The 20,465-nt window shown below is 66.3% G+C and carries 21 protein-coding genes and 1 pseudogene; 6 read left to right on the forward strand and 16 right to left on the reverse strand.

Annotated features, from left to right (window positions below; genetic code table 11):
* Window positions 1-590 (reverse strand): annotated as a pseudogene (locus tag DOM67_RS13940) (phage tail protein); the annotation flags it as partial.
* 119 nt (window positions 591-709) lie between these two features.
* Between DOM67_RS13940 and DOM67_RS19835 the strand changes: the two are divergent.
* On the forward strand, window positions 710-1,336 hold the full coding sequence (locus tag DOM67_RS19835) for a hypothetical protein (protein ID WP_157958866.1): 627 nt from the start codon (window positions 710-712) through the stop codon (window positions 1,334-1,336).
* Between the two features lie 202 nt (window positions 1,337-1,538).
* Complete coding sequence (locus tag DOM67_RS13945) at window positions 1,539-2,045, forward strand: DUF1176 domain-containing protein (RefSeq protein ID WP_110676977.1); 507 nt, start codon at window positions 1,539-1,541, stop codon at window positions 2,043-2,045.
* Window positions 2,046-2,052: 7 nt separating this feature from the next.
* Here the strand turns inward: DOM67_RS13945 and DOM67_RS13950 are convergent, their stop codons facing one another.
* The 11 genes from DOM67_RS13950 to DOM67_RS14000 form a co-directional block, all read right to left on the reverse strand.
* On the reverse strand, window positions 2,053-2,634 hold the full coding sequence (locus DOM67_RS13950) for a DUF4376 domain-containing protein (protein ID WP_110676979.1): 582 nt from the start codon (window positions 2,632-2,634) through the stop codon (window positions 2,053-2,055).
* A 1-nt stretch (window position 2,635) separates the two neighbouring features.
* Window positions 2,636-5,689, reverse strand: a complete 3,054-nt coding sequence (locus DOM67_RS13955; protein WP_110676981.1) for a hypothetical protein — start codon at window positions 5,687-5,689, stop codon at window positions 2,636-2,638.
* Between the two features lie 10 nt (window positions 5,690-5,699).
* On the reverse strand, window positions 5,700-6,254 hold the full coding sequence (locus DOM67_RS13960) for a phage tail protein I (protein WP_110676983.1): 555 nt from the start codon (window positions 6,252-6,254) through the stop codon (window positions 5,700-5,702).
* The gene (locus DOM67_RS13965) at window positions 6,247-7,146 is read right to left on the reverse strand and encodes a baseplate J/gp47 family protein (RefSeq protein ID WP_110676985.1); all 900 of its coding nucleotides are present in this window, start codon (window positions 7,144-7,146) and stop codon (window positions 6,247-6,249) included. The genes DOM67_RS13960 and DOM67_RS13965 overlap by 8 nt, the downstream gene beginning before the upstream one ends.
* A 3-nt stretch (window positions 7,147-7,149) precedes the next feature.
* Entirely contained in the window at window positions 7,150-7,500 is a 351-nt protein-coding gene (locus DOM67_RS13970) for a GPW/gp25 family protein (RefSeq protein ID WP_106418712.1), read from the reverse strand.
* Complete coding sequence (locus DOM67_RS13975) at window positions 7,500-8,138, reverse strand: phage baseplate assembly protein V (protein WP_110676987.1); 639 nt, start codon at window positions 8,136-8,138, stop codon at window positions 7,500-7,502. Before DOM67_RS13975 ends, DOM67_RS13970 begins: the two co-directional genes overlap by 1 nt.
* Before the next feature lie 206 nt (window positions 8,139-8,344).
* Window positions 8,345-8,839: a phage tail protein gene (locus DOM67_RS13980; protein ID WP_110676989.1), complete on the reverse strand. Its 495-nt coding sequence runs from the start codon at window positions 8,837-8,839 to the stop codon at window positions 8,345-8,347.
* 107 nt (window positions 8,840-8,946) lie between these two features.
* On the reverse strand, window positions 8,947-9,315 hold the full coding sequence (locus DOM67_RS13985; RefSeq protein WP_110676991.1) for a hypothetical protein: 369 nt from the start codon (window positions 9,313-9,315) through the stop codon (window positions 8,947-8,949).
* Window positions 9,312-9,815: a lysozyme gene (locus DOM67_RS13990; RefSeq protein WP_110676993.1), complete on the reverse strand. Its 504-nt coding sequence runs from the start codon at window positions 9,813-9,815 to the stop codon at window positions 9,312-9,314. Before DOM67_RS13990 ends, DOM67_RS13985 begins: the two co-directional genes overlap by 4 nt.
* Entirely contained in the window at window positions 9,812-10,015 is a 204-nt protein-coding gene (locus DOM67_RS13995; protein ID WP_110676995.1) for a hypothetical protein, read from the reverse strand. Before DOM67_RS13995 ends, DOM67_RS13990 begins: the two co-directional genes overlap by 4 nt.
* An 82-nt stretch (window positions 10,016-10,097) precedes the next feature.
* Window positions 10,098-10,370, reverse strand: coding sequence for a tail protein X (locus DOM67_RS14000; RefSeq protein WP_348627307.1), 273 nt, complete (start codon window positions 10,368-10,370; stop codon window positions 10,098-10,100).
* Window positions 10,371-10,841: 471 nt separating this feature from the next.
* Between DOM67_RS14000 and DOM67_RS14005 the strand changes: the two genes are divergently transcribed.
* A complete protein-coding gene (locus DOM67_RS14005; RefSeq protein WP_110676997.1) occupies window positions 10,842-11,144 on the forward strand; it encodes a hypothetical protein in 303 nt (100 codons plus the stop codon).
* A 313-nt stretch (window positions 11,145-11,457) separates the two neighbouring features.
* Here DOM67_RS14005 and DOM67_RS14010 read toward each other — a convergent pair whose 3' ends face one another.
* Entirely contained in the window at window positions 11,458-11,652 is a 195-nt protein-coding gene (locus DOM67_RS14010) for a hypothetical protein (protein ID WP_110676999.1), read from the reverse strand.
* Window positions 11,653-12,004: 352 nt separating this feature from the next.
* Here DOM67_RS14010 and thpD point away from each other — a divergent pair, with 352 nt between their 5' ends.
* Window positions 12,005-12,952: an ectoine hydroxylase gene (gene thpD / locus DOM67_RS14015; protein ID WP_110677001.1), complete on the forward strand. Its 948-nt coding sequence runs from the start codon at window positions 12,005-12,007 to the stop codon at window positions 12,950-12,952.
* Between the two features lie 176 nt (window positions 12,953-13,128).
* Window positions 13,129-13,800 carry a fumarylacetoacetate hydrolase family protein gene (locus DOM67_RS14020; RefSeq protein ID WP_110677003.1) on the forward strand — a complete coding sequence of 224 codons (672 nt, stop codon included), beginning with the start codon at window positions 13,129-13,131 and terminating at the stop codon, window positions 13,798-13,800.
* Between the two features lie 105 nt (window positions 13,801-13,905).
* Here the strand turns inward: DOM67_RS14020 and speA are convergent, their stop codons facing one another.
* The 3 genes from speA to DOM67_RS14035 all read right to left on the reverse strand — a co-directional run bounded on the left by speA (window position 13,906) and on the right by DOM67_RS14035 (window position 17,396).
* Complete coding sequence (gene speA, locus DOM67_RS14025) at window positions 13,906-15,813, reverse strand: biosynthetic arginine decarboxylase (protein WP_110677005.1); 1,908 nt, start codon at window positions 15,811-15,813, stop codon at window positions 13,906-13,908.
* A 209-nt stretch (window positions 15,814-16,022) separates the two neighbouring features.
* Window positions 16,023-16,970: a homoserine kinase gene (locus tag DOM67_RS14030; RefSeq protein ID WP_110677007.1), complete on the reverse strand. Its 948-nt coding sequence runs from the start codon at window positions 16,968-16,970 to the stop codon at window positions 16,023-16,025.
* A 120-nt stretch (window positions 16,971-17,090) separates the two neighbouring features.
* Window positions 17,091-17,396, reverse strand: coding sequence for a DUF2782 domain-containing protein (locus DOM67_RS14035; RefSeq protein WP_198651819.1), 306 nt, complete (start codon window positions 17,394-17,396; stop codon window positions 17,091-17,093).
* 172 nt (window positions 17,397-17,568) lie between these two features.
* On the opposite strand from DOM67_RS14035, the gene polA reads away from it, so the two are divergent.
* Window positions 17,569-20,349, forward strand: coding sequence for a DNA polymerase I (gene polA, locus DOM67_RS14040; RefSeq protein ID WP_110677301.1), 2,781 nt, complete (start codon window positions 17,569-17,571; stop codon window positions 20,347-20,349).
* Window positions 20,350-20,465 lie beyond the last annotated feature (116 nt).

Here is a 20,465-nt window from a genome sequence, read left to right on the forward strand (position 1 = left end):
GCGGCGGTATCGGCATCGAACGCCTCGAAGCGCGGCCAGATCAGCATCAGCTCGCGGGCGCCGAACTGGTCGCGGTAGGCGGTGGCGTCGGTCAGCGTCTCGCAGTCGTGGGCGTAGGCGTAGCCGAAGGCGCGCAGCGACTGCAGCACCGGCACCAGGGCGGTGGTCACTTCCGGGGTATCGAGTTCCGGGCAGCCGATCAGGCGCGGGGTCACGCCGAGCTTCTGCTTGGCGGTCATCAGCGCCTGCAGGCCGGTACGCTGGCCGCTGTCGGTGGTGGTGCCGATCACGTTGGCGCTGGTTTCGGTGGCATCTGCGCCTTCGGCGACGCGCACCACGACCACGATCGGCCGCGCCTGTTCGGCGATGGCGCTGAGGGCGCCTTTCAAGGTACCGCTGCTGCCGGCCTGGCCGATGGCGGTGGCGATATCGGTGACCAGCGCCGGGCGGTCGAGGGGGAAGGCGGTCGCATCGGCGTCGGCGGCGGTGGCGACGATGCCGATCACCGCGGTGGAGATCGTGCGCAGGGTACGGGTGCCGTCGTTGACTTCCGAGACGCGCACGCCGTGATGGTATTGGTCGAGTGCCATGAGGGGGTCCTGATCAGGGTAACGGGGCTGTCAGGGGCTCATGGTGTGGGGGATGGTAGTCTGGGGCGAGCGGGGGGCGGTGTGGAACTGGTGACAACAAGCTTCGGAGGATAGATGGCGTGAGTGTAATACCTGTCTTTGTAGAGTCGGCAACCGGTAGCTGGTTGGATTGGGCGGGCTTGGCTGCTTCTCTTGTAACCTTGATTTTTGTGGCGTGGAGTGCCTATTCGCAATGGCAATCTGGTCGAAATCAGGTTCAACCCGTTTTTGCAATATGGGCAAGCTACCCTGGCCATGAAGATGGCCTATGCACTATTGATGTTCATAATAAGGGTTTTGGCCCCGCAATAATTAGAGACTTTCAGGTTTTCTACAAAGAGAAGAAGGGGAAAGGCTTCTCCCATGAGAAAGTCAGAGATGTTCTTGGGAAAGCATTTGAAGGCCAGATTCGTGTGTCGAAAGTGGCGGCGATGGATTTCGGGTTTGCGATGGGGGCCAATGATTATATGACAATAGCGTCATTTTACCCTCCTGAGGAAAAGGGGCCGCCGGACGGAGGTCGCGAGTGTTTACGTATGCCGAACGATGAGCTGGCTGGTTATATGGCCGATTTTTCACTGGTGATTCGCTATACTGATGTCTATGAAAGAAAGTGGGTCTTCGTGACTGATAAATTCAAAGGCCATACTTTTCGTGACTGTCAAAGAGGAAAAATTTATCAGAAATTTGCCCATCTCCTGACGTGAGATTCCGCCCGCCCGGGGGCTTTTTCGTTTTGCCGATCTCTACCGATCCGTCCCAACTGCGTCCCCACCACTTGGCAATCGATGCCCCATTCCCCCATGCGTCATCCAGGCTATCCATGGCGCTCCGACCGAGACTCGTCTATACCAGCTGGGCGCGGGCTCTCCCCGCCTTCCTGATGACCCAATCCAGCAGAGGTGCGATATGTGGCGCAGCATGATGATGGCCGGGGTGCTGGCGCTGGGCGCGCTGCCGATGGCAGCCCTGGCGAACAGCGAGATGCCGGCGGCGGTGAAGGCTGAGGTGAGCGATGCCTGCGTGATCAGCGACGCAACCACCGGTCTCGCGCCTCGCCACGCCAGCGTGAAGGGATGGTTACCAGGAGAGGTGTGGCTGGTGCCCTGTACCGTCGGCGCCTATCAGACGGGTTACGAGGCGGTGTTCGCCCCGGACGGTGGGACGCCCCGTGCGCTGCTGTTCGCGCTGTGGCGGGACGGGAGCTGGACCGGCACGCGGACGCTGTTCGACCCCGAGTTCGATGCGCAGCGCGGCACCCTGCACGACCGCTACAAGGATCGCGGTGCCGGTGGCTGCGGCGGCGAGCGCACCTGGGTGTGGCAGGGCAGCGACTTCCAGTTGACCGAGTACCGCGCCCAGCCGAACTGCGAGAGCGGGCAGACGCGGTATCCGGTGGTTTTCGAGGCGAAGTGACGTCGGGCTAGGTCGCGGCCTCCCACACCACCGCCTCGATCGCCTCGCGGTCGCCGGCGGCCTCGGCGGCGCTGACCGCGTCCTTCAATTCCCACGACTTGGCCAACAGCCGCTGCTTGAACGCTTTGGCGGCATCGGTGAGCGAGATCATCTGCGCCGGGGTGAGCGAATAGACGGTGTTCGACTGCGCCCGCAGCGCCATGCTGGCGTCCGTGTCGCCGGCGGCACGACGGTCGCGGGCCTCGATCGCCAGCCCGAGCAGGTTGGCTTCGTCCTCCTCCGGCCGGGTCTGGATCACATCCTCGCTGCCACCGGGCAGGGTGTAGGGCATGCCGGCGCGCAGGGCGGCGGCCAGGGCCGATTCGATCGTCGCCCGCTGGCGGTTGGCGAGTTCGGCTAGGGTCGGTTGTGGCGGATCGACCAGCATCGGGTGGCCGGTGTCGTCGGCGGCCCATCGTTGACCGCTGGTCTGCCCCTCGAGCATGGCCTGATGTTCGTCGTGACTGACTTCGACGGCATCCTCGGGTATTTCGCGATGAATTGCCGAGTCGAAAAAGGATAGAACCGATGCGCTGAAAAAGAGGGCCATATTAGTTTCCTATTGCAATAAATAAGACAGGGCCGGTACCGATATCTTCGCCGCCTGCCACGAAGTAAGACGTCGTGAATTCATCGACCGACCAGGCGCCGTCCCCGGTATATCTATTGCCATTGACCTGCACGGAATAGATATTATTGAACTGGATCGGGAAGTTGGTGTGCTGCCGTGAGGTGCCCCTGCCCCATTGAATCAATAGGCCGTTGGGTAGCCGTGCATAGCCGTTGGTCCGGATGCTCGCGGCGGCTTCTCCGTCGTGCCAGATGCGTTGTTGCTTGTAGCGCAGGTCCCGAGGGCTGATCAGCAGCATCTCTTCCGCGTCGGCATTGGTCACCGGATTTTCGCCGCCGCTGACGCTGTAGCTGTAGGTCAGGCGGTCAGAATCGAACCACAGCGCGCCACTGCCGGCATCGGTGGTGCGGTCCTCGAATACCACGCCGGGTGCGAAAGATTTGAGCGTGATGCCATAGGCGTCTGACGAATTGTTCAGCGCATGGCCCGAGCCCCACAACTCCAGCCCGCCGACGATCTGCTGTGACGCTTGGCCACGACACCAGATGAAGTCGCTCGCGTGCTTGCCATCGAGAAGGTCGGCATCGAGACCCGAGCCCGAACCGTCATTACCGGCGTGCCAGGCACGCTGCCCTTGGAGCTCGATATAACCCTTGCCGATGATCGCGTAGGGTTGGTCTTTATCTGGGTCCTGGTCCATGAAAAAGGAGTAGGTATTGGCACTATCATCCCAGATGATGCCATCCCAATTCGAGCTGCCCGTCGATCCAAAGGGAATACGATAGTTGCCGACATCGCTGCGCAGAAACTGACCGGCTTGGAGGCCGTCGACAGTATCGGCATCGAGCCCGGAACCCGCGCCATCGTTGCCAGACGTCCACACGCGATTGCCGTTGTGGATGAAATCCGAGGGTGTGATCTTCAGTAGCCTTGCCGCATCATCGCTCTCCGCGGGATTGTCTGCGCCGGACGCGCTGTAGGTGTAATTCAGCCCATCGCCATCGAACCACAGCGCGCCGCTGCCGGCACTAGAGCTTCGGTCTTTGAATACGACCGCTGGACCGAACGACATCAGTGTTATGCCGTAGGGCACGTCGGCATTCGTGGCGGCGTGTCCGCTTCCAACTAGCGTCAAGCCTCCACCGATCTGCTGATCATCTTTGCCCCCGGACCAGACGAATTCGTCGGCCTGCTTGCCGTCGACAGTATCGGCATCCAGCCCCGATCCTGCGCCCTGGTTTTGATCGTTCCAGAACGTAAACCACCCTGACCAGCTAGATCCGCCATAGCCACGGAGTCTGACGCTGGGCTTGTCATGCTCGAGCAGCAGCATCGAGCCACTTCCGCTGTTATAGCGGGTCCAGAGCACGGTGGCGGAGCCGCCAGGGCGATTGAAGTTCGAGGTGATGCGATAGAGCCCTGACGGCACGTCGGTAGGCGTGGTGTCCAGGTCGTCGAGCGGCCAGGTGGGGCAGGTCTGAGCGCCGAGACCAAACAGATTCAGCAGCTGGTGACCGCCACGGGGGCTAAGAAATGAGGCGGTATCGGTCCCGGCTTCGACCTGTGATTGGGTCGAGGGTTTCAGCAGCCGGTCCGTCAGCTGTTTTTCCCAGGCCCTGAAGTCGGAGTCCACGTTGACCCGGTGAAACTGCTCGCCGGTCGTCGAGTCCCAGTAGGTCTGAATCACCCCATTGTTGTAGGTGCGGGCCAGATTGATCAGCAAGCCGGTATGGATGGCATCGCCATAGGGCCCATTCAGCCACTTGCCCGAGGTGGTACCGACGAAATCCTGGGTGAGCCAGATATCGAAGTCGCTGCCCATCAGGTCGTTGCAGTCGGGAGCGCTGCCACCCCAGCCGATGGCGTGAACGTGTTCGGCCATCGCCCGCGGTGTCGCCCAGACGGCGTCGCTGGTGCCCGCGATGGCTTCGCTGCGCGTTGCCGGGCGGTGATTCTGTTCGTTGAACCCTTTCACCCACGGCGACCACCGGGTATCCCAGCGATAGCTGCGGGTGTAGATATCGACTCCCGAGTAGGGCATGAAGAGGGCCGTGCCGTACTGGCTGTCGTTGTAGCGCATCCACAGAACACAGCCGGAGCCGAGCGGCGTGCCGTCGGTGGTCGATGTCAGTCGATACATCCCGGACGGTACGTTCAGCGGGTCATCGTTGAAGCTCGAGTTGGGCCAGCTCGGTAGCGTGGTGACACCGAGGCCGTACTGCCGAAAGGCAGCTACTACCCCCGCCGCATCGGGATAGACGCCGGCCGCGCCGGCCTTGGCCTCGGCGTCGGTCGCTTTCTCCACCAGGCCGGCGGTGGTCGTCGTCGCGGTGCGCGCATTGAGACCCGCCGGCGTCACCGCGCGGGCGTTGTCGCTACCCTCCTTGGTCTCGGCGTAGGTGGCGAGCTCGACCATGCCCTGGGCGTTGGTCGTAGCCGCCGGGTGGTTGCGGCTGGCGGCGTGGTCGTTGAGCTGCTTCAGCGTGGCGTAGGCGGCGAGCACCTTGTCGATGAACGCCTTGAGGGTGCGCGGGACGACCCCGCGGCGGGCGTCGCTGCCGGCGTCGACCTCGGCCTGGGTGGCGAGCTCGAGCACCCCGGCGACCTCGGTGGTGGCCGGCGGGTTGAGAAAGGCGGCGTCACCGAAGGTGATCGCGGAGACGTCGAGGGCTTCGACCACCAGGTCGGTGGCCAGCAGCAGGGTCGAGGGGGCGGCCTTCTCGATGATCCACTCGCTTTGCGAATAGACCGCGAAGAGCACGCCGGTGTCGGTGAACAGGCCGATCTCGCCGACGGCGTAGGTGTCGCTGCTCTCGTCCTGCACGCTGACGTGCAGGGTGTCGGCGGCGACCGCCTGGCCGGCCATGCTGGCCAGGCGCTTGATCGGTTCGCGCAGGGCGGTCTGGTCGGCGCTGGGGGTATAGCGGCCGCGGCCGAAGCCGATTTCGCTGAGGGTCAGGGCCGTGGTGCCGTCGTGGTCGGCGTCGACCAGCGCGGCGCGGCCGGCATCGGTGATGGTGAAGACGATGGCCATCGGGGGTCCTCTAGTGGGCGGTGGCCGCCAGGCGGCGGTAGACGAAGGCGCGGGCGCCGCCGGCGACGCCGACACCGCCTGCGGCGCTGAGCCCGGCGGTGAAGGTGAAGTGCGCGCGGACCGGCTTGGTGCGGGTGATCTCGTCGACGATGTCCTGCTGGAACGCGGCGCTGCGGGGCACCTCGGCGCCCAGGGTCAGCACCACGTCGAAGGTGTGCGGCGGGCCCGGCTCGGCCTTCTGCCACCACTCGCGCAGGGCGAGGCTGGCGCCGAAGGAGCGGACCACGTCGCGCACGCTCTTGGCGGTGCCCTTGCGGCGCTGGATCGCGATCGCGTCGCGGATGCGCTGGCGCTTGATGCGTTCCGGCCAGTAGGGCTGCCAGGCATCCAGCGAGAGCGCCCAGGCGAGCCACGGCAGCAGCTCGGCGGGGCAGGTGTCCGGGTTCCACAGCGCGCGCAGCGGCACCGGCAGCTCGCTGGCGCCGGCGGCGGTGGTCTCCAGGGCGTGCTCCAGGGGGCTTGAGTTGGGCGGCAGCAGGCTGGCGCGGTGGCGCGGCTCACTCATCGAGACCTCCGTCATGCAGCGCGATCTCGGTGCAGTGGGTCGCCTGGGTGCGGTCGATCACCAGGCTCACCGCGGGCTCGGCCAGCTCGACCCGCTGCACCCCGGGCTGATGCAGCGCGGCGTAGAGCCCGGAGAGGGTGACATCGAGCCCCAGGCGGTGCTGCTGCTCGGCATAGATGGCGGCGGCGGCGCGCGCTTCGCGCATCACCACTTCGCGGTCGGGGCCGGCGTAGAAGTAGAGGGTGGCGTCGATGCGGTAGTCGACGATCTCGGCGCTGCGCACGCTGACATGGTCGGTGAGCGGGCGAACGTCCTCCGCCGAGAGGGTGGCATCGACGTGGGCGAGCAGGGCCGCCGGGGCGCTGCCGTCGCCGTCGCGGGCGAGTACGGTGACCACCACCTCCCCCGGCGCCGGGCTGGTGGCGCTGGCATCCAGCACCTGGCCGTCGGCGGAGAGCGCATGGAAGACGTAGGCGCCCTCGGGGCCGGCGGTGGAGAAGCCCTCCAGCGAGAGCTGGATGCGCCGGCGCAGGTCGGCATCCGTCTCCAGCGTCGCCGGCACCGGCGGCACGGCCGCGGGGTCGCCGGCGTCCAGGGTCTGGCGGGCGACGCCGAAGAGCGCGCCGAGGTGGTCGAGATCGGCGCCGCGGGCGTAGGCGAGCATCACCCCTTGGGCGGCTTCGTTGATCCGCTGACGCAGCAGCAGCTCGCGATAGGCGGCGGCCTGCAGGATCTTGTAAGCGGGGTCGGACTCGACGCTGACATCGAATGCCGGGGCCCGCGCGCGCAGATCGGCGAGCAGGGCGGCGAAGATCGTCTCGAAGTCGAGCGGCTCGACGATATCCGGCGCGGGCAGCCGCGAGAGATCGACGGCGGTGAAGCCTCCGGCCATGGTTTAGGTCTCCTGTCCCAGGGGGATGTCGAAGGTGAGGTCGGCGCCGTCGTCGATCCGCTCGGCCTGCACGCTGAGCGTCAGCCGCCCCGGCCGCTCAGCGGAGACGTGGCGCTGGATCTGGGTCACCCGAATGCGCGGCTCCCAGCGCATCAGCGCCACCACGCAGGCGGCATAGGCGCGCAGGGCGGTGGCGCCATCCAGCGGCTGGTCGATCAGCTCCGGCAGCAGCGAGCCGTAGTCCCGGCGCATGACGCGCGAGCCGAGGGGCGTGGTGAGGATGTCGGTGACGGATTGGCGGATATGCGCGACGCCCTCCAGCGCCGTGCCGCTGGTGCGATCCATGCCGGCCATCAGTTCACCCCATCCGTCGGGTCGCCGCCGCGCTTCACGCCGCCGTGGGTGTGGCTCGCGCTGATGTCGCGGCCGTTGCTGGTCACCGCGCCGGTGAAGCGGACGTCGCCGGCCATCGTCGCGGTCTGGCCGCTGGGCTGGCTGAAGTTACCGTTGAGCGTGAGATTGCCGTTGATCACGGTGTCGGCATTGAGCGTCGCGCCGGCGGCGGCGGTGGCGGTGAGGGCGGCAGCGGTGGTGACACTCACCGCGCCCTGGGCATCGAGACTGGCGGAGCCGGGCAGGGTGGCGCTCAGGTGGCTGGCGGCGTGGTCGTAGGCGATCACCGCGCCGTCGGGCAGTTCGAGCTGGGTCAGATTGGCGTCGTGGCTCGGCGCCGGCACGGCATCCGAGTTCAGCGCCGGCAGCACCAGGGCGCCGCGCAGCTCGCCGCCGGGGGCGAGCAGCAGCACCTGCTCGCCCAGGGTGGGCGGATTCCAGCTGCGGGTGTGGCCGGCGCGGGCGGTCAGCCACGGCAGCCAGTCGGTGAGCAGCGCACCGCTCTGGATGCGCACACGCACCGCGGCGTGGTCGATCGCGGCGACACGGCCGACGCGGATCAGATTGTGGAGCAGACGGGCAAGTTCAACGGGATTCATGGCGCACCGGTGGCGGGAGACGGCATGCGCTCATGGTCCGCGGCGCGGGGCGGGCTGGCGAGCCGCGGGCGTTGTCAGCGGGGGTTCGACTGTTATCGCCCCCGGGGCCGGGCGTTAGGCTTTTTATCGCCCCCGGGGCCGAGCGTGTGCCGTTTATCGCCCCCAAAGCCGGGCGTCAGGCTTTTTATCGCCCCCGAAGCAGGGCGTCAGGCCAGCGGGCCATCCCACTCGGCCACCAACCGATACCCCTCCTCACCCGCGCTCTCGTCGCGCACCAGCAGCTGCCAGTGCTCGGCGGGGCAGGTCTCATGCGCGAAGGCGGGCTGGCGGTGGTCGAGGGTGATCTCGCCGCTGCCGCAGTCATGGGTCGCCACCACGCGCGACTCGAGCGGCACCCACAGGCGCAGATCGGCGGGTGTCTCCCCGGCGAAGATCCAGGAGAAGCGCAGCCCCGGTTCCGGCCCCAGCTCCGGCTGATAGCGCGCCAGCCACGCCAGCAGCGGCAGCATCACCGCATCCAGGGTGTCGTCGTAGGCGTGCAGCGTCAGCTGCGCGGTCACCGCGTAGCCGTGGGAGAGCGACGCCCCCGCGGCGAACCGGAGCCGCCCCTCATCCACCTGGGCCGAAAGCCGGTTCGGCATCCCCTGCAGCGCCGGTACGGTGCGCCGCAGGTGTTCAATCAGTGCGTTCAGCAGGTGCATGCCGGGTCTCCTTCAGGGTGGTCACCAGACCGTTATGTCGAATCGCGCAGGCGTGGTACTGCGCCGCCCAGTCGCGCAGCGTCAGCACCACGCTGGCCCCGCTGCCGTCACTCAGCGGCGGCAGGGTCGTCGGGCAGCGGCTCAGCAGCGTCTGCTGAATCGGGGGCGCGGCCGGCGGCGGCAGCGTTGAGCAGGCGCACAGCGTCAGGCTCAAGGCAGACGCGGCGATAGATCGGCTTCTGAATCTCACGAATCACTCCCCGGTCGATGACCCGTTGCTGGGCGTCCAGGGTCGCCAGCCGCGCCTCGACCACCCCGGCAATCACCGACTCCCGCGCCAACGCCCGGGCCGTGGCGGCCTTGGCCGCCTCCAGCGCCGTGAAGCGCCGGGCATCCTCCAGCCAGCCGCGGCTGAACCAGCCAGCGCCGGTGGCCAGCGCCAGCCCGACGGCCAGGGCGAACAGGCGCAGGGTCATCCATCCAGCCCCGCCAGGCACAGCTCGCGCTCCGCCTCACGCCGTCGCACCAGCCCCGGCAGCCGACGCCCATCGGCGTAGACCCAGCGCGCAAGCTCGTCACACGCGGCGCGGATCTCGCCCGCGTTCAGCCGCGTCAGCAGGGTCGAGTCGCGAAACGCCCCCTCACCGACGTTGAACACGAACGACGCCAGCGCCGCCCGCCGCGCCGGGGTCAGGGTCGCCTGGGCGGCGGGCGTCAGCGCGGCATCGACCACCGCGAAGGCGTGGCCGAGATCGCCGGCCAGCAGCGCCTCGCAATCCGCCGGAGTCAGCGTCTGCCCCAGCATCACCTCGGCCCCGGTATGCCCGGTGCAGATCGTCGGCACCCCCACCGGATCGGGATAAGCCGTCAGCTGGGTGCCCTCGAACTGCTTGACCACCTGGATCGAGATCGACAGCGCCAGCGCACAGGCACCGCCGATCGCGCCGCCGCCGATCCAGCGCGCCAGCGGGCTCACGACTGCCTCCGCTGCGCCCGCCAGGCACGCCAGCGCGCGAGATAGCGCGGCACCAGCAGCCCGATCTGCAGCACCAGATAGGCCAGCGTCAGCAGCGTCACCCAGCTCGACGGCGTCATGCCCCCGGCGTGCAGCAGCGAGACCAGCGCCGGCGGGGCCGTCTTGAACGCCTCGGTGGTGATATTCAACTGATGGGCCATACCGATTCCTGCGTCGACGCGCGCCAGCGTGACCGCCACACCGGCCCGCGACGAGATGAAAGAAGAGGTGCCCGGGCCGGGCTCAGCGCCACAGCTCGACCACGCGCGGGGTGGGCGGTGGCGACGCGCTATCCGGCAGCTCCACCAGTGTGGCGCTCGGCAGCCGCGGGCCCAGGGCGCACAGCCCGGGATTGTGCGCCAGCACCTGCACCACCAGATCGGTACGCCCGTAGTGGCGCTGGCACAGGCGATCGACGGTATCGCCCTGAAGACTCGACACGGTTCGCGGCACGCGCACACCCCCGGATTGGCACTCGACTCGCCCGAGCCCCGCGCCGATGAGCGGCGCGGGCACCCCGGCACCTCACGATCCCCCGAGAGTGCGACGCCCGCCCGCCGGCCTCAATCCGCCCTGAACGTCCACCGCCCAGGGACAACCCACGCCAGCGATAGCGGCCTACCATGCCGGGGTGCAGGACACGGTTCTGGTCGTGGAGAAAAGGACGGGAGAAAAGGACGGGAGAAAAGGGCGCTAGACGGGGGGAGGAGATGATGAACACTTCCCCCGCACACTCCGCGACAGCTCCCTGGAGAGCCGGGGTATGCGTAGCGCGGGAAAATCCAACCTCTTGTTTTTACTCGATAGTGACGTTGTCTTGTAATCAGTAGGTCTGGCCGTCAGCACGGTGCCAGTCGGCGTGTAGAAAGCTGTGATGGAGAGGTAAATCGGCCGCCGAGTAGCAGGTTTATCGTCCTCCGGGTGAGGCCGGGCACACCTATACTCGCTCCTGTTCCCGCGGGCGATGGATGTGACTCAGGAGGTGGAATGAAGACGCTTGCCGTTATCTTGGCACTGAGTTGCCTGGGCCAGGGGGCCGGCGCGTTGGCCGGTGACTGTGCCGAGTTCCGCTGCCGTTATGGGGACGTGCCGCGTCCGCCCGAACCGTTGATCACGGAGCCCTTTCATGTCTTCTATGGCCAGCCGACGACGCGGCCGATGGTGCCTTATCAACGGCTCGATGCCGGTCGCGCCCAAGCGGACTTAGCCATCAGACAGGATAGCGAAGCGGAATCCATGGCATCCCCCAGGCATAAGGAGGCGCAGTCTGCGGTGCGCTCGGCACCGTAACACCACCCTGGCGCTAGGGGGGCTGTCTTGAGCTACCCATGCGTGGCTTGTTGATGAGAGGCATTGGAGCGAGGGGCGTGGAGATATTTGTTCGCTGTCCGTCTGCGCGGATAGTGGCTCCGCTTGTGCCCTTTGCATGAGGCTCGCTGTCGGGCGGTGGTGGGCGTTTTGTGCTGTTCTCTCTGACCCGCGTTCTCAGACCCGTGCTATCAGGCCCAGTGTCTCAGGACTTGCACTGCTTTCCAGATTTCTCAGACATTCCAGCGCTTCCCGACTTCCCTGAGATCGGCCCGGCGGCTGCAAGAGCGGCGGGTCATGCTGCGCGATGGTGCGGCGGCGTGTGCTCGCGGCGATACGCCATCAAGGTCGACTCCAGGGCCAGTGTCTGGCACTTCACGGCGGTGCAGTTGGCGCAGCGTACGTGGGGGCTCTCCCCGGGCTGCGTCGGCAGATGGAATCGGTCGCTGCCGCACAGCGAGCACTGCATATCGAGTGTGACGCAGATCATGGCTTACCTCCCCTGGGAAACGGCAGGCGGAGTGTGTCCATATTAGATGAAATCTTGATGACGTCGCGCACGATCCTCCTCGGGCCGTGTAGCACGAACCTGTCATTTTCTTGCTTTACGTTATCGCTGCCCCTGGGCGGGCCTGCCACGGTGGCGTAGCCGAAACGGTCGCAGAAGCGCAGCGCCGCCAGCGGCTCGGGGCTGACCCCGGGCAGGCAGTTGCAATTCTGGCCGACTTTTCTAGGCTAGAGACCCCTTTGATGTCAGATGAGGAAACTTCACTCGACCCACCTATCGGCACTACTGCCGAGGACTGGATCTGAAACCTGATCACAAACTTGGAGGTGATTGGATGTCAGTACAGACCGCATCCCCCCGTCAACAAGACACGTGGACGAAGCAGGATCGCTATCCGACACGTTTGCGCCGGCCGCAGGAAGCGCTCTGGCGTGAGCGCCAGGAGGCAGTCGTCAAGGGCCGCCACCTGGAAGGGCCGCTCGACGGCACCCAGATGGATGCCTTCGAGCGTGACGGCTTCCTGTTCGAGCCCAACTTTCTGGGACAGAACGAGGTCGCCGCACTGAACGACGAGCTCGCCTTACTCCTGGCGCGGGATGATTTCCGCGACCGCGACTTTGCCATCACCGAGCCGGACAGCCAGGAGATTCGTTCGCTGTTCGCGGTGCACTTTCTGTCGCAACGCTTCGCGCAGCTGGCGGCAGACCCGCGCCTGGCCGGGCGGGCACGCCAGATCGTAGGCGGCGACGTCTACGTGCATCAGTCGAGGATCAACTACAAGCCTGGCTTCCACGGCAAAGGCTTCAACTGGCACTCGGACTTCGAGACCTGGCACGCCGAGGACGGCATGCCCGAGATGCACGCTGTCAGCGCCTCGATCGTGCTTACCGATAACCACCACTTCAACGGCCCGCTGATGCTGGTGCCCGGTTCGCACAAGGTCTTCGTGCACTGCCTGGGCGAGACGCCGGACGACAATCACAAGCGCTCGCTCAAGCAGCAGGAGTTCGGCGTGCCCGGGCAAGAGGCCCTGCGCGCGCTGATCGAGAGCAACGGCATTCAGGCGCCGACCGGGGCCGCCGGCGGGCTCTTGTTGTTCGACTGCAATACTCTGCACGGCTCCAACGCCAATATGTCGCCGGACCCGCGCAGCAACGCCTTCTTCGTCTTCAACCGTCGCGACAACGCCTGCGTGCGCCCGTTCGGGGCCAAGCAGTCGCGTCCTGACTTTCTGGCCCATGCGCCGGATGAGGTGTGGACGCCCCAGGGCGTGACCCACTGACGACACGCCGCCGCCGCCTGGTTCGTAGGTACTGAGCCAGGCGCGTCGGCGCGCAGGCAGGCGTGATGCCATCGGCCGCCGTTGAGGCTAGACTCGTCGAGTCTGCGTCAACGGCGGCTTTTCATGGTGCCGCCGGCGCACTTCGTTGGGCTTCAACATTGGCAGGGGAGTAGAGCATGGCTTTTACCACGCGCTTCGTCGACGGCAGCGAGACCGGGCATCCACTGGGCAAGATTCTCTGTGTGGGGCGTAATTACGCCGAGCACGCCGCTGAGCTCAACAATCCGGTTCCCAGTGCACCGTTGTTGTTCATGAAGCCGGCGACCAGTGCAGTGGAGCTCGAATCGCCGATCGCCCGGCAGTTCACGCATGGCGAGGTGCACTTCGAAACCGAGCTGGCGCTGCTGATCGGTGAGCGCCTGAGCGAAGCGAGCGAGGCAGAAGCGCTCGCAGGCATCGCCGGCGCCGGACTGGCGCTGGATCTCACCCTGCGCGACGTGCAGTCGGCGCTCAAGGAGAAAGGCCATCCGTGGGAGCGCGCCAAGGCGTTCGATGGCGCCTGCCCGCTGTCGCGTTTCGTGCCGGTGGACGCCGACACCGCCTGGGCCAGCGTCTCTTTCCATCTGGATATCAACGGGCAGCGCCAGCAGAGCGGCAAGCTCAGCGACATGCTGTTCTCGGTGCCCGCGCTGCTCGAAGAGATGACCCGCACCTTCACCCTCGAGCCCGGCGACGTGGTGCTGACCGGGACCCCGGCCGGCGTCGGCAAGTTGCCGCGGGAGGCGGTGCTTGGCTTGTCGCTGTCGCTGGGGCTGGATGTCGGCACGCGCACTCGCTTAGGCGCATGAAGGTGTCGGTGCACCGGCACCGGACGCAAAAACGCCGGGCACAAAAAACCGCGATCTCGTCGCGGTTTTTTGCATCTGGCATGGGGCTGGCCTGGCGGCGGCGCTTCACTCCAGGTAGGTGTAGCCGCTCAGGCCGGCGGAGAGCTCTTCGACGAACTGCTCGCGCTCTTCAACGCTCAGCGGGCTGGCGATCAGCTGCTCGGTGAGCTGCTGCTTGAGTGCCTCGGCATCGAAGTTGACGTAGCCCAGCACCGCGGCCACGGTGTCACCCTGCTGCACGTGGGAGAGGTGCCACTCGCCGTTGGCATCCAGCGCCACGTCGACCGAGTCGGTATCGCCGAACAGATTGTGTAGATCGCCCAGGATCTCCTGGTAGGCGCCGACCAGGAACAGCCCCAGCAGCTTGTCGTCGTCATCGTCCCACTCGGGCAGCGGCAGCGTGCTCTCGAGCCCCTGGCCATCGACGTAGAGATCGATCCGCCCGTCGGAGTCGCAGGTGATGTCCTGGATCACGCCGCGCCGGGTCGGAGTATGGTCGAGGCCGGTCAGCGGCAGCACCGGGAAGACCTGGTCGATCCCCCAGACGTCCGGCAGCGACTGGAACAGCGAGAAGTTGACGAACAGCTTGTCGGCGAGCTTCTCGGCCAGCTCATCGGCGATGTCACGATGGGCGCGGTTGCGGCCATCGAGACGGTCGCGCAGACGCTGGCAGGCCGCGAAGTAGACCGACTCGCCCTCGGCACGGGCCTGGATATCGGCCAGCCCCATGACGAAGCGATCCTGCAGCTCGCCCACGGCCTGAACCACGTCGTGGTACGCCTCGACCAGATCGCGCGGCTCGCGCATGCCCTCGAGCCGATCATAGACCCGCCACAGCTCGTCGACGTGCGGGTCCTCTCCGACCCGGCGTTCCGGTTCGATGTGGCCCATGCGCTCCTCGCCGATGACGTTGGTCACCAGCACCGCATGGTGGGCGGTCAGGGCGCGTCCGGACTCGGAGATGATCTGCGGGTGCGGCAGCTCGTGGGTGTTGCAGATCTGGCTGAAGGCCCACACCACGTTGCTGGCGTACTCGCGCATGGAGTAGTTGATCGAACAGAAACTGCGCGAGCGAGTGCCTTCGTAATCCACGCCGAGACCGCCGCCGACGTCGACGGTATCGATCGGCGCACCGAGTTCGCGCAGGCTGTGGTAGAAGCGCGCGCACTCGCGCAGGCCGCGTTGGATGTCACGGATATTGGCGATCTGCGAGCCCAGGTGGAAGTGCACCAACTGCAGGCTGTCGAGGGCACCGGCATCGCGCAGGCGCTCGGTGATGGTCAGGATCTGGGTCGCGGTGAGACCGAACTTCGACTTCTCGCCGCCGGTATCCTGCCACTTGCCCTTGCCCACCGAGGAGAGGCGCGCACGCACGCCGATCCGAGGTCGCACCTGGAGCTTCTCCGCCTCCTCCAGAATCAGGCTCAGCTCGGAGTACTTCTCCACCACCAGGTAGACCTTGTGGCCGAGCTTCTCGCCCATCAGCGCCAGGCGGATGTACTCGCGATCCTTGTAGCCGTTGCAGATGATCACCGAGGGGCCGTCGCCGGAGAGCGCCAGTACCGCCATCAGCTCCGGCTTGCTGCCGGCTTCCAGACCGACACGGCCATGACCGCGCTCCTGGGTGGCCAGAATCTCCTCGACCACGCGGCGCTGCTGGTTGACCTTGATCGGGTAGACCGCGGTATAGCCACCTTGATAACGCTCCTCCTGCATCGCCTGATCGAACGCCATGCACAGCTGTTCGACCCGGTCGTGCAGGATATCGATGAAGCGTACCAGCACCGGCAGGCGCAGGCCGGCATCGCGCAGTTTGTCGACCAGAGTATCGAGCACCATGCTGGGGCCGGGGACTTCGCTGCCCAGCGGGCGTACCAGCGTGCGTCCCTGGTCGTCGACGTCGAAGTAGCCACTGCCCCACTGATCGATATTGTAGGTGCGGCGGGCCTGTGCGGCGGGAGAAGGATTCGGCATGACGCTCTCCGATGGACCGGCGGTGAAGTCCCGGCGAAAAGACAGGTAGCGCGCCGGGTGACGATGGCGCGCATTATGCCGTCGCACTGTGTCGGGAACCATGAATTTCAGGAAAAAAGCCCAGGGCTGCCAGACTGTTCTGGCAGCGTTCCGAAACAGGTGCCGCTGGTGCGGCCCCGCACAAGCCTAGTCGAAAAAGCGCCCGGCGCTCACGCCGGCAACGGCGGGACCTCACCCTCGAGCCGTCGCGTCAGCAGGGTGCGGAAGCGGGCCGGGTCGTGGGGCGTGATGTCGTGCGCGGGCGGGTCGACGTGGATCACCAGCAGGCGCGACAGCCAGTAGCGCAGTGCGGTCATGCGCAGCATCAGCGGCCACAGCGCGCGCTCGGCATCGCTCAGCGGGCGGTGAGCCAGATAGGCGCTGAGAATGGCGTCGTAACGCGCGCGGTCGATCTCGCCCGTGGCGTCGCTGGTCCAGTCGTTGATCACGATCGCCAGATCGAACAGCAGCTCGCCGGTGCAGCCGTTGTAGAAATCGATGATGCCGCCGAGGCGGTCACCGTCGTAGAGGGTGTTGTCGCGGAACAGATCGCCATGGATGGCGCCGCGCGGCAGGTCGGCGTCAGCGAAGGCCGTGGCGTAGGCGGCGAGCTCTTCGCGCATCAGCGCCTGGTCACTGCTCTCCAGGTGGGGCAGCACTTCGCGATGGCGGCGGCGCAGCCAGGCCAGGTTGCGCGGATTGTCGCGCTGGCCGGTGAACCGCTGCGATACCTGGTGCATGCGCCCCAGTGCATCGCCGAGCGCGGCACACTGGGCCAGGTTGGGCGCGCTGGGGTGGCTGCCGGGCATGCGCGGGAACAGCAGCGCCGGGCGGCCGGCGAGACGCTGCAGGGCGACCCCTTGGCGGTCGTGGACCGGCCCCGGCACCGGCAGGCCCTGAGCATCCAGATAGTCGAGCAGATCGACGAAGAACGGCAGGTCCTCGAACTCCCCCTGCTCGAACAGCGTCAGCACCCACTCGCCCTGGTCGGTGGTCACGAAGAAGGTGCTGTTCTCGGTGCCCTGGGGGACGCCTTTCAGCGCGGCGAAATCGCCGACGGCGTAGCGCGTGAGGAAATCAGCGACCTGGGCGTCGTCGAGGGGAGTGAATACGGCCATGGCAATATCGGATCTGGGAGCGGAAACCGCGCATTGTAGCGGTTGCGGCGGCGCGCTCCTACCTCGCGTGCGTTGCTGCCTTCGTGTGGATTGCGGCGATGCGGCTGCGCCCTCGGCGGCTCACTCTCGGCGCACCCACTCGGGTACCGGCACCGTGTCGGTGTCGCGGCGCTGGTAGTTGCCGTCGCCGTCGGCGTCATAAAGGAAATAGGCCTGTCCCGACTTCGGTGCCACGCGAATGGCATAAAGCTTACCGTTGAGCCGATACTCCGAGACCGTCTGCTGGGCGTCGCTATGCGTCTTGATCTCGGGTGTCGGTGTGTTCTGCGCCAGAGCCGCGGGGGGCAGCGCGGTCGCGGCCAGCAGGCCGGCCAGCAGTAGGCCCGGCAGCGCGCGGAGCATGGTGTGCGATAGCGTAGTGGGCATGGCGGTCACCTCCATTGGCGGTGGTTAGTCTAGCGCTGGATCGCGGCCATCCGCACCTGCTTCGACCGCAGGCGCAGGCGTGGATTCCCGATCGCCGGCGGCGTGCCCTGACGCCGAGCGGCGCCTTGCGTATCATGAGGCGATCGAAAGCCAGTCACGGATGCCCCAGCTCATGGCAGATGCTCCCATCGTCCTAGTCGACGGATCCTCCTATCTCTACCGCGCCTTTCACGCCCTGCCGCCGCTGTCGACCGCCGACGGCCAGCCGACCGGCGCGGTGCGCGGGGTGCTGGCGATGCTCAAGAGCTTGATCAAGCAGTATCCGCAGAGCCCCATGGCGGTGGTGTTCGACGCCAAGGGCAAGACCTTCCGCGACGAGATCTACGCCGAGTACAAAGCCCATCGGCCGCCGATGCCGGATGACCTGCGGCCCCAGGTGGAGCCTCTGCACCAGTGCGTCAAGGCGCTCGGCCTGCCGCTGCTGTGCATCGAGGGTGTCGAGGCGGACGACGTCATCGGCACGCTGGCCCGGCTCGCCACCGAGTCCGGACGCGATGCGGTGATCTCCACCGGCGACAAGGACATGGCCCAGCTGGTCAACCAGCACATCACCCTGGTCAACACGATGAAGGACGAAACCCTCGACGTGGCCGGGGTGGAGGCGAAGTTCGGCATTCCGCCCGAGTTGATCATCGACTACCTGGCGCTGATGGGCGACAAGGTCGACAACATCCCGGGAGTACCCGGGGTCGGCGAGAAGACCGCGCTCGGTCTGCTCCAGGGCATGGGCGGCGGCCTGGACACCATCTACGCCGATCTCGAGCGCGTCACCATGCTCGATTTCCGCGGTGCCAAGACGTTGCCCAAGAAGCTCGAAGCCAACCGCGAGCAGGCCTTCCTCTCCTATCGCCTGGCCACGATCAAGACCGACTGCGAGCTGCCGGTGGGGCTCGACGAGCTGCATCTGGCCGAGCCAGACCGCGACGCCTTGAAGGCGCTGTACACCCAGCTCGAGTTCAAGAACTGGCTGGGCGAGCTGCTCGAAGGCAAGGACGAGGGCGTGGATGACGTCGCCTCGGGCACCGCGGTCGCGAGCGACGATGTCGACGCAGACCCGGCGCAGGCCAGCGCTGCACGCAAAGACCACGCCCTGCTCACCCAGGCGGAGTTCGACGCCTGGATCGAGCGCCTGGCGGCGAGCGAGGCGTTCTGCTTCGATCTCGAGACCACCAGTCTCAACTATATGGAGGCCGATATCGTCGGCATCGGGCTGGCGCTCGAACCCCATGAGGCCGCCTACATTCCGGTGGGCCACGCCTATCTGGATGCCCCCGACCAGCTCGACCGCGACGCGGTGCTGGCGGCGCTCAAGCCGCTGCTCGAGAACCCCGACATCGCCAAGATCGGGCAGAACCTCAAGTACGATATCTCGGTGCTGGCGCGCTACGACATCCAGGTCGCCGGCGAGTTGATCGACACCATGCTCGAGTCCTACGTGCTCAACTCCACGGCAACGCGCCACGACATGGATTCGCTGGCGCTCAAGTACCTCGGGGAGAAGACGATCAGCTTCGAGGAGATCGCCGGCAAGGGCGCCAAGCAGCTCACCTTCGATCAGATCGGGCTAGAGGAAGCCGTGCCCTACGCCTGCGAGGATGTCGACATCACCCTGCGTCTGCATCGCGAGCTGCGGCCCAAGCTCGAGGCGGAAGGGCGTCTGGCCGAAGTACTCGACCGTATCGAACGGCCGTTGATCCCGGTGCTGTCGCACATGGAACGCGGCGGCGTGGCCCTCGATCCGGCACGTCTGCACGCCCAGAGTCAGGCGCTGGAAACCCGCATTCGCGAGCTCGAGAGTGAAGCCTTCGAACTGGCGGGCCGGGAGTTCAACCTCGGCTCGCCCAAGCAGCTTGCCGAGATTCTGTTCGAGGAGCAGAAGATCCCGGTGATCAAGAAGACCCCCAAGGGCGCACCGAGTACCGCCGAAGCGGTGCTCGAAGAGCTGGCACTGGACTATCCGCTGCCCAAGCTGATCATGGCCCACCGCGGCATGACCAAGCTCAAGTCGACCTACACCGACAAGCTGCCGCGGCTGGTCAATCCCGCCACCGGGCGGCTTCACACCAGCTACCACCAGGCGGTCACCGCCACCGGACGGCTCTCCTCCTCCGACCCCAATCTGCAGAACATCCCCATTCGCACCGAAGAGGGGCGCAAGATCCGCCAGGCGTTCGTCGCCCGCGACGGCTACCGTATCGTCGCTGCCGACTACTCGCAGATCGAGCTGCGCATCATGGCGCATCTCTCCGACGATAAGGGGCTGCTCGACGCCTTCGCCAACGATCAGGACATCCACGCCGCCACTGCCGCCGAAGTCTTCGGTGTCGCGCTGGAGAAGGTCACCGTGGATCAGCGGCGCAGTGCCAAGGCGATCAACTTCGGCCTCATCTACGGCATGAGCGCCTGGGGCCTGGGCAAGCAGCTGCACATCGAGCGTGGCCAGGCGCAGACCTATATCGATCGCTACTTCGACCGCTACCCCAAGGTCGCCACCTTCATGGACAGGATTCGCGCCCAGGCGGCGGAGGATGGTTTCGTGGAGACGGTGTTCGGGCGCCGGCTCTACCTGCCGGAGATCAAGGCGCAGAACCACGCCCGGCGCCAGGCCGCCGAACGTACCGCGATCAATGCGCCGATGCAGGGCACCGCGGCGGACATCATCAAGCTCGCCATGATCGACGTGCACCACTGGCTCAACCCGGCCCAGGGCCATGCCGAGTTCGACGCCTGGATGGTGATGCAGGTGCACGACGAACTGGTGTTCGAGGTCGCCGAGGCGCAGAGCGATGACTTCATCGCCGCCGTGCGCCAGCGCATGCAGCGCGCCGCTGAACTCAAGGTACCGCTGATCGTCGATGCCAATAGCGGCGCCAACTGGGACGAGGCGCACTGACCTCGGGCTGGAAGCGTGCCAGCCAGGTGGCCTCATGCTGGGCAGCGGGCGATTCGGCGGAACGCCCGCTCTGCCTTACAATAGGGAGCATCCGTCAGCGGGTGACGTTCATCGCC

This window comes from Salinicola sp. RZ23, assembly GCF_003206675.1.
GTDB lineage: Bacteria > Pseudomonadota > Gammaproteobacteria > Pseudomonadales > Halomonadaceae > Salinicola > Salinicola endophyticus.

What these genes read in the sequence shown, in the direction of transcription:
- DOM67_RS13945 (WP_110676977.1), top strand. Translation starts at nt 1,539, where the DNA reads ATGTGGCGCAGCATGATGATGGCCGGGGTGCTGGCGCTGGGCGCGCTG.
- DOM67_RS13950 (WP_110676979.1), bottom strand. Translation starts at nt 2,634, where the DNA reads ATGGCCCTCTTTTTCAGCGCATCGGTTCTATCCTTTTTCGACTCGGCA.
- DOM67_RS13955 (WP_110676981.1), bottom strand. Translation starts at nt 5,689, where the DNA reads ATGGCCATCGTCTTCACCATCACCGATGCCGGCCGCGCCGCGCTGGTC.
- DOM67_RS13960 (WP_110676983.1), bottom strand. Translation starts at nt 6,254, where the DNA reads ATGAGTGAGCCGCGCCACCGCGCCAGCCTGCTGCCGCCCAACTCAAGC.
- DOM67_RS13965 (WP_110676985.1), bottom strand. Translation starts at nt 7,146, where the DNA reads ATGGCCGGAGGCTTCACCGCCGTCGATCTCTCGCGGCTGCCCGCGCCG.
- DOM67_RS13970 (WP_106418712.1), bottom strand. Translation starts at nt 7,500, where the DNA reads ATGGCCGGCATGGATCGCACCAGCGGCACGGCGCTGGAGGGCGTCGCG.
- DOM67_RS13975 (WP_110676987.1), bottom strand. Translation starts at nt 8,138, where the DNA reads ATGAATCCCGTTGAACTTGCCCGTCTGCTCCACAATCTGATCCGCGTC.
- DOM67_RS13980 (WP_110676989.1), bottom strand. Translation starts at nt 8,839, where the DNA reads ATGCACCTGCTGAACGCACTGATTGAACACCTGCGGCGCACCGTACCG.
- DOM67_RS13985 (WP_110676991.1), bottom strand. Translation starts at nt 9,315, where the DNA reads ATGACCCTGCGCCTGTTCGCCCTGGCCGTCGGGCTGGCGCTGGCCACC.
- DOM67_RS13995 (WP_110676995.1), bottom strand. Translation starts at nt 10,015, where the DNA reads ATGGCCCATCAGTTGAATATCACCACCGAGGCGTTCAAGACGGCCCCG.
- DOM67_RS14005 (WP_110676997.1), top strand. Translation starts at nt 10,842, where the DNA reads ATGAAGACGCTTGCCGTTATCTTGGCACTGAGTTGCCTGGGCCAGGGG.
- DOM67_RS14010 (WP_110676999.1), bottom strand. Translation starts at nt 11,652, where the DNA reads ATGATCTGCGTCACACTCGATATGCAGTGCTCGCTGTGCGGCAGCGAC.
- thpD (WP_110677001.1), top strand. Translation starts at nt 12,005, where the DNA reads ATGTCAGTACAGACCGCATCCCCCCGTCAACAAGACACGTGGACGAAG.
- DOM67_RS14020 (WP_110677003.1), top strand. Translation starts at nt 13,129, where the DNA reads ATGGCTTTTACCACGCGCTTCGTCGACGGCAGCGAGACCGGGCATCCA.
- speA (WP_110677005.1), bottom strand. Translation starts at nt 15,813, where the DNA reads ATGCCGAATCCTTCTCCCGCCGCACAGGCCCGCCGCACCTACAATATC.
- DOM67_RS14030 (WP_110677007.1), bottom strand. Translation starts at nt 16,970, where the DNA reads ATGGCCGTATTCACTCCCCTCGACGACGCCCAGGTCGCTGATTTCCTC.
- DOM67_RS14035 (WP_198651819.1), bottom strand. Translation starts at nt 17,396, where the DNA reads ATGCCCACTACGCTATCGCACACCATGCTCCGCGCGCTGCCGGGCCTA.
- polA (WP_110677301.1), top strand. Translation starts at nt 17,569, where the DNA reads ATGGCAGATGCTCCCATCGTCCTAGTCGACGGATCCTCCTATCTCTAC.